A 1402-nucleotide genomic window follows, 5' to 3' on the forward strand; every position below is an offset into this window, starting at 1 on the left:
TGGAAGGGCCGGTCAGCCGGCGGCTCATCACGTCGGTCATCGCCCAGTACACCCGTGACTCGGAGCTGGCCTGATCGTGTTCGTAGTCGCGTACCAGGCGCCGGTGCAGGGACATCGTGCCGTAGGTGTTGGGTCGAGTCCGGGCGCGGTGCCTGGATTGCTCCAGGTCCGTTTCCCGGACCCGCCCGCCGAACCCGGCGTGCGACTCTCACCGCACCGGGCTCTCCACGAGATCATGCCGTTGGGCGGGTGTGGTCAGGGCTGTCGGCCAGGGTGACGGAATCTTGGTTCCTCGATAGCGATAGCGAGTCACCGGAACCGATGCGATCTTGAACAGTTCGACCCCGTCGAAGGCGATGGGTTGCCATCCCCGTGGGGTGCGCAGCCATCGCTGGATGGCTCTCCATGTCATGCGGTTGCGCTGCATCACCCAGTTGATCACTCGCCACCAGATGAAGTTCTGCAGGTGGGAGAAGGTGTGCTTGGCGACCGCGTGCTTGAAGTAGTTAGCCCATCCCCGCTGGATGTAGTTGATGCGTACCAGCGTTTCCCTGTAGCTCAGATGTGACAATCTGCGGGTCAGCGACTTGATCTTCCGTTTCAGCGCCTGGACCGGCTTGTCGGCGATAAACGTGTAGACGTGCCACTTGTTCGTTCCTCGCTTGCGGCGCCAGATGATGTGGAACCCGAGGAAGTCGACCCCGTCGGCAAGGTGAACGATCCTGGTCTTGCTCTCCGACAGGCGAAGACCCATCGGTGCCAGGACCTCACTCACCTGGTGACGCAGTTGTTCGACGTGCTCGGCGGTGCCGTGGACCAGGATCAGGAAGTCATCCACGTAGCGGACGAGCTGCCAGGTCGCCAGCCCCTGGGCGCGTCTGTTCCTGCGCTGCTGACTGTCGCCCGCCGCTGCCCACTGCTCGACGAAGAAGTCGTCCAGCACCGACAAGGCGATGTTGGCCAGCAAGGGTGAGAGGATGCCGCCTTGTGGCGTGCCGGAGGTGGTCTCGTTCCGCTGGCCGAGCTCGGTCATGATCCCGGCTTTGAGGAACGTCTTCACCAGGGCGAGCACGCGCTTGTCCTTGACCCGTCGGCGCACCCGGTCCATCAGGGCCGTGTGGTCGATCCGATCGAAGCACGCCTCGATATCCGCATCCAGCACCCACCGGTAACCGGCGGTGGCCAGATGATGGATCTCGGCGATCGCGTCGTGCGCACGCCGGTTCGGTCGGAAACCGTAGGAGCACGGACGGAAATCCGCCTCGAAAATCGGTTTGAGGTGCCCCGAACCTTCCGGACTCGGACCCAAGTAGGGTCAGAGACAGTCCGGGAAGGAAGCACGTGGCGAAGAAGCCGAGGATATATCCGCCCGAGTTGCGGGCCGAAGTCGTGCGGGCCGTCA

The 1402-nt window shown here is 63.4% G+C and carries 1 protein-coding gene; it reads right to left on the reverse strand.

The genetic code is table 11. The features are described from left to right. Positions 1-208: 208 nt before the first annotated feature. Entirely contained in the window at positions 209-1309 is a 1101-nt protein-coding gene (locus KME79_RS44260; protein ID WP_219552663.1) for a reverse transcriptase domain-containing protein, read from the reverse strand. Between the last annotated feature and the right edge of the window lie 93 nt (positions 1310-1402).

The organism is Nonomuraea harbinensis (assembly GCF_019396385.1).
In the GTDB taxonomy this organism is placed as follows: domain Bacteria; phylum Actinomycetota; class Actinomycetes; order Streptosporangiales; family Streptosporangiaceae; genus Nonomuraea; species Nonomuraea ferruginea.